Source organism: Nocardia sp. NPDC059764, from assembly GCF_042732555.1.
In the GTDB taxonomy this organism is placed as follows: Bacteria; Actinomycetota; Actinomycetes; order Mycobacteriales; family Mycobacteriaceae; genus Nocardia.
On the sequence record NZ_JBHWHH010000284.1, the window covers coordinates 1 to 5828 of the forward strand.

At 69.0% G+C, this 5828-nt stretch carries 4 protein-coding genes; all 4 read left to right on the top strand.

The genetic code is table 11. The features are described from left to right. The first annotated feature begins 1362 nt into the window (after positions 1-1362). The 4 genes from ACFV4K_RS34395 to glpR all read left to right on the top strand — a co-directional run bounded on the left by ACFV4K_RS34395 (position 1363) and on the right by glpR (position 5584). Positions 1363-2301: a UTP--glucose-1-phosphate uridylyltransferase gene (locus ACFV4K_RS34395; RefSeq protein WP_379280487.1), complete on the top strand. Its 939-nt coding sequence runs from the start codon at positions 1363-1365 to the stop codon at positions 2299-2301. A 33-nt stretch (positions 2302-2334) separates the two neighbouring features. Then, the gene (glp, locus tag ACFV4K_RS34400) at positions 2335-3594 is read left to right on the top strand and encodes a gephyrin-like molybdotransferase Glp (RefSeq protein WP_357280640.1); all 1260 of its coding nucleotides are present in this window, start codon (positions 2335-2337) and stop codon (positions 3592-3594) included. Positions 3595-3603: 9 nt separating this feature from the next. Continuing rightward, a complete protein-coding gene (locus ACFV4K_RS34405) occupies positions 3604-4254 on the top strand; it encodes a GNAT family protein (RefSeq protein ID WP_357092247.1) in 651 nt (216 codons plus the stop codon). Between the two features lie 184 nt (positions 4255-4438). Further along, the gene (gene glpR, locus ACFV4K_RS34410) at positions 4439-5584 is read left to right on the top strand and encodes a gephyrin-like molybdotransferase receptor GlpR (RefSeq protein ID WP_379280488.1); all 1146 of its coding nucleotides are present in this window, start codon (positions 4439-4441) and stop codon (positions 5582-5584) included. Positions 5585-5828: the final 244 nt, after the last annotated feature.

Sequence of the window (5828 nt, forward strand, 5' to 3'; positions counted from 1 at the left end):
GCTTTGCGACGCGCGAGGATCTCCGCGCGCCACGCCGTCTTGTCCCGCTCGTCCGTCACGCTCCCACCCTAGGGCGGCCGCGCTCAGCGATCCGAGCGCTATCGGGATTTCTCGATTACCAAGTGAACATGCGTTCGATTGTCTAGCCTCGTGGTGTCGATCCAGCGTGGCGGTCACGGCAACGGGGGTGAGCGATGGCGGTGAGGTCTCAAACAGCCTTCGTGATTGCTGCACCTGCGGGAACGAGGATTCGTACCCGGCTGCACCTGACCCCTGATGAGGTCCGAGTAGTAAGTGCGATAGGTGATTTCAATGGTCGGCTGTATCGCCGTGAACTTGCCGCACGGATGGAGCTGGGCCGACTGGACCGAAAGGAGCAGGGAGAGTATCGAGCCGCGCGTAAGCGTGCACTGACAGCCGAGACCTCCTCGAGATGGGCCGGTGCGCTCACCCGATCGGTCGAAGACCAATACCAGCTCGGGATGCGCGCCCTGGCCGCGTACGCACGCAGCATGGATGCGGCGATCGCGACCCTCGCCACGCGGTGCGCGCTGGCGCCAGGGGAGCGCAATGGGAAGACCGCTGGCTACCGGGACACGGTTGAGCGATTCGCGAAGACACGTCGCCTCGCGAGCTTGCGTGAGCGGTCCGAGCGCGTCCACCATGCACTCACCGAGGGCTGCCCGTCGGTTGTTGTGGGCGGAAAACTGTTGTGGCGCACTCGTAACCATCTCGCCGAGGCGGGTTGGTCCGAGATCCAATGGCGTCAGGCTGCGGTTGACCCGGCGTACACCAGCAAGGTCGGGAATCGGTGTTGGCGTCCCCCATTGCATGAACAATCCATGACTTCCGGTCGCACAGTCACCGTCCGTCACGGTGCAGCGGTGGCGATCTGTCGACGCGGACTAGGCGTGAAGCTCTCGCGTCACTCGAGCGGCCCCCGACACGCACAGCGGAGCGTGCCGGGCCAACCCTCGAGCATGGCGAGCACAGCACGTCCGGTCCGTCAGGCGGAGGGCAAGCCCTGTCTCGCCACCGGTCCCCACGGGCGGCCGGAAAGGTCCGGCAGCAAGCACCACCCGCCCACGGCCAAGACGGTTCGGGTCGTGACCGAGCGATATCCCCTATCGCTCACCGATAGGAACGGTTGTGGGAATCCTCACGATGGCAGTTGACAATGGCTGGGTACGGGGGAGGTCACAGCATGCCGCGCGTCGTATGAATTGAGCGTTTCGGTCTGTCAGATGTGCTTCGGTCCGGCGTTCGGTGCGCTCCCGCCGTCCTCGCCCCTTAGGCTCTCGGGGATATCGAGGCGGCCACGAGCCACTCTCGGGCATATGACGGATGGATAGGGTGAAATTCATGACAGCTACTGGCGGCGGAACCGAGTCGTGCTTCCGCACCGCGGTGGTCCCCGCGGCCGGGCTCGGCACCAGGTTCCTGCCCGCGACCAAGACGGTTCCCAAGGAGTTGCTGCCGGTGGTCGACACCCCGGGCATCGAATTGGTCGCCGCCGAGGCCGCGGATTCCGGCGCCAATCGGCTGGTGATCGTGACCTCGCCCGGGAAAGACGGTGTGGTCGCGCATTTCGTCGAGGACCTGGTGCTGGAGAGCACCCTCGCCGAGCGCGGCAAGTTCCATCTGCTGGAGAAGGTGCGCAAGGCCCCCGCCCTGCTCGACGTCACCTCGGTGGTGCAGGAGGAGCCGCTCGGCCTGGGTCACGCGGTGGCGCAGGCGGAATCGGTGCTCGACGCCGACGAGACCGCCATCGCGGTGCTGCTGCCCGATGACCTGGTGCTGCCCGGCGGCGTGCTGGAGCTGATGGCGAACGTGCGGAACACCTACGGCGGTTCCGTGCTGTGCGCGATCGACGTGCCCAAGGAAGAGGTCAGCGCCTACGGCGTCTTCGACGTCGAGGAACTGCCCGACGGCCCGTGCGACGTGCTCAAGGTCAACGGCATGGTGGAGAAGCCCGCCGTGCACGAGGCGCCCTCCACCTTCACCGCGGCCGGGCGATACCTGCTGGACCGCGCCATCTTCGACGCGCTGCGCCGCATCACTCCCGGCGCGGGCGGCGAACTGCAGCTGACCGACGCCATCGCGCTGCTGATCGCGGAGGGCCACCCGGTTCATGTCGTAGTGCATCGTGGGTCGCGGCACGATCTGGGCAACCCTGGCGGTTATCTTCGAGCAGCGGTCGATTTCGCTCTGGAACGCGAGGAATACGGTCCCGCCCTGCGCGAGTGGCTCGAGCAGCGGCTCGGTCCGGACTGGAATCCGCAGCTGACCACATGCGAATGAGGCGACGGACGGGAGCGACTACGGAAGGGCGGCATGCGCTCGGTTGAGGATCAGCAGATCAAGGTGACCGCCGCGGCCGTGGCCCCACGGCCGGTCCGGGTCGCGATCAGCGAGGCACAGGGTTTGCTGTGCGCCGAGGATGTGGTCACCGAGCGCCCCCTGCCGGGCTTCGACCAGGCCGCCATCGACGGATACGCCGTGCGCAGTGTGGATGTGGCCGGCGCGGGCGCGAATATCCGTGACGAGGACGGCAATTCGGTGCTCCTGAGCCTGCCGGTGGTGGGCGAGGTGGCGGCCGGTTCCCGTCAGCCGATCCGCCTCCAGCCCCGCCAGACCGTGCGCGTCGACACCGGCGCGCCGCTGCCCACCCTCGCCGATGCCGTGCTGCCGCTGGAGAACACCGACGGCGGCCGCGCCCGGGTCAAGGTCTACGAGGCGGTCCGCTCCGGCGACTACGTGCGCCGTATCGGCGACGACGTGCAGCCCGGCGATCTGGCCGTGCGCGCCGGCACCATCATCGGCCCGGCCCAGGTGGGCCTGCTGGCCGCGGTCGGCAAGGACAAGGTGCTGGTGCATCCGCGGCCCCGGCTGTCGGTGCTGTCGGTGGGCGGCGAGCTGGTCGACATCGACCGCACGCCCGGACCCGGCCAGGTCTACGACGTGAACTCCTACGCCCTGGCCGCCGCCGCGCGCGACGCGGGCGCGGACGTGAACCGGGTCGGCATCGTGAGCGCCGATCCGAAGCGGCTGCGGGACGTGGTGGAGGGCCAACTGGTCCGCTCCGAGGTGGTCGTGATCGCGGGCGCGGTCGGCGGCTGGGCGTCGGAGCAGGTGCGCGAGGCCCTCGAGGGGCTCGGCGAGCTGGAGATCACCCGGGTCGGCATGCATCCCGGGTCGGTGCAGGGTTTCGGCCTGCTCGGCCGCGACGAGGTGCCGACCTTCCTGCTACCCGCGAATCCGGTTGGCGCGCTGGTGGTTTTCGAGGTCATGGTGCGGCCGCTGATCCGGATCGCGCTGGGCCGCCGCCACCCCATGCGGCGCATGGTGCGGGCGCGCACCATCCTGCCGATCGCCTCGATCCCGGGCCGCCGCGGCTATCTGCGCGCGCAGCTCATGCGCGACGAGCAGACCGGCGACTACCTGGTGCAGCCGCTGGGCGGCCCGAACGGGGCGTCCTCGCATCTGCTGGCCACCATGGCCGAGGCCAACAGCCTCATCGTGATCGACCCCGAGACCACCGAGGTGCGTACCGGTGACGAGGTCCAGGTCGCGTTCCTGGCTCAGCGTGGGTGAGGCGTGGAGATGAACGTCTTTCGTTCGGCCCAGCATCCGGGCTGGCCGGCGCATCTGGGTCCGGTGCGGGTCGCGGCGGGCACGGTCACGCTGCGGCCGATCCGCCTGCGGGACGCGTCCGCGTGGGGCCGGATCCGGGTCCGGGACAAGGATTATCTGGAGAAGTGGGAGCCCACCGGCCGTGGCCCGTGGGAGGCGCGTAACCACTCCAGCAATTGGCCCGCGCTGTGGTCGGCATTGAAGGCAGAGGCGCGGCGCGGCGCCATGATTCCGCTCGTCATCGAGGTGGACGGCCAGTTCAGCGGTCAGCTCACGGTGGGCAATATCGTGCGTGGCGCGCTGCGGTCGGCGTGGATCGGCTATTGGGTGTCGAGCGAGCTGGCCGGGCAGGGCGTGGCCACCGCGGCGCTGGCCCTGGGCCTGGACCACTGCTTCGGCGAGGTGGGCCTGCATCGGGTGGAGGCCACGGTGCGGCCGGAAAACCTTGCCAGTCAGGCGGTTCTGCGCAATGTCGGTTTCCGCGAGGAGGGCATGCTGCAGCGCTACCTTGACGTGGACGGCGCGTGGCGGGATCACCTGCTGGTCGGCATGACGGTCGAGGAGGTTTCGGGGACCGTGGTGGACAGGCTGATTCGCGCGGGGCGCGCCAGCAAAGCCTGATAACTCGCTGAGCGCGGCGTGTGAGAGTTTTCGCGACCGAATTCGTGTGACTAGTGTTGCGTGTGTGGTCGGCGCGCCTGAGGGGAATACCCACGGCGTGGAATTAACCTACGCACGTCGGTGGTGCGTCTGTTTTCCGATCAGAAGGGACAGACAACAGGGCGGGACGGAGGTGTAAGGGCCAATGCCGAATTCGATCTTGTGGATCGGGTTGGTGGTGCTCTGGGTCTTCGTGCTCTTCCCGATGCTGGCCAATCGCCATCCCCGCATCCGGCAGCACACCGACGCCGCCCTCTCGACACGAGTGTTGCATCGCGGTGGTGCCAAGCGAAGCACCAGGAAAGGTCCGGCGACCGGACATGACACCGACCCGGACTACGTGCCGGTTCGCAGAAAGCTTCACCCGAGCGAGGATCCGGAGGATCGGATGACCAGATCGGACGACAGCCCCGCCGAACCGGAAGCCCTCACCGCCGCCGTCGCGGCCGAGACGGCAGCAGCCGTAGCCGAGAAGGACGAGGTCGTCGCCGCGGTGAGCGCCGAACTGCCGGAGCCCGAGACGGATTCGACCGACCCGGAGGACGCCGACGACGCGGACGCGGACGCCGCCGAATCCGAGCCCGCCGCAGCGGAATCCGAGACCGACCCCGAAACCGCCACGGATGAGACAGAATCCGAGACCGTGGATGCCGCGGCAGAGACCGACGACGCTGAGCCGGAAGTCGCCGTGGCCGACGCGGCGGCGGCCGAGCCCCGCAAGCGGGCCTCCCGCGCCCCCGCCCTGCGTGACCCGGAGCCGGAACCCGAACTCGAATCCGACGACGAGGACGAGGACGAGGATTTCGTGCCGTCCCGGCGTGGACGCGGCGGATTCGACCCCGAGGCCGACGCCGCCGCCCGCGCGGCCCGCTACACCTTCCGCCAGCGCGCGGTCCTGGGCCTGGTGCTCGCCGTCCTGCTGTTCGCCGCCTCGGGCCTGGCCATCTCCTCGATCCTGTGGTGGCTCTCCGCGCTGTCGGGCACCGTGCTGGTCGCCTACCTCGCCTACCTACGCAAGCAGGTCCGCCTCGAGGAGGACATCCGCCGCCGCCGCGCCGCCCGCGCGGCCCGCAAGCAGACCGAGTCCGACGCCGAGGACGAGCGACGCACGCGCGAACGCCCCCGCCCCGACCGCGACGAGACCCGCACCCAGCTGCGCCGCGCCGTCCTGGTCGAATCCGACGACGAGGACCCGTTCTTCGAGCACCTCGACCTCTTCGACGCCGCCGAGGCCCGCGCCACCCGCCAGCGCGCCGCCGGCGCCCGCGAGCGCCGCGCGGTAGGCGAATAGCCCACAACGCACCGAGAAGGGCTCCCCGTCCAACGGGGAGCCCTTCTCGCTTATCCGGGGTGAATAGGCAGTGCGGGCAAGGCCGACGCGGGCCCATGATTACCGGTTGATGCGCGACGACCGCGCCTACTTCAGGCGACGCTCGGAGTTGTCTGGAGTTCGGGTGTGAGGCTCCGAGTTTCCGAAGTTCGGGGGCGTGACTCTTGAGCGGTTCGTGGGTCGTCCCTCGCGAAGTTGAATAGGC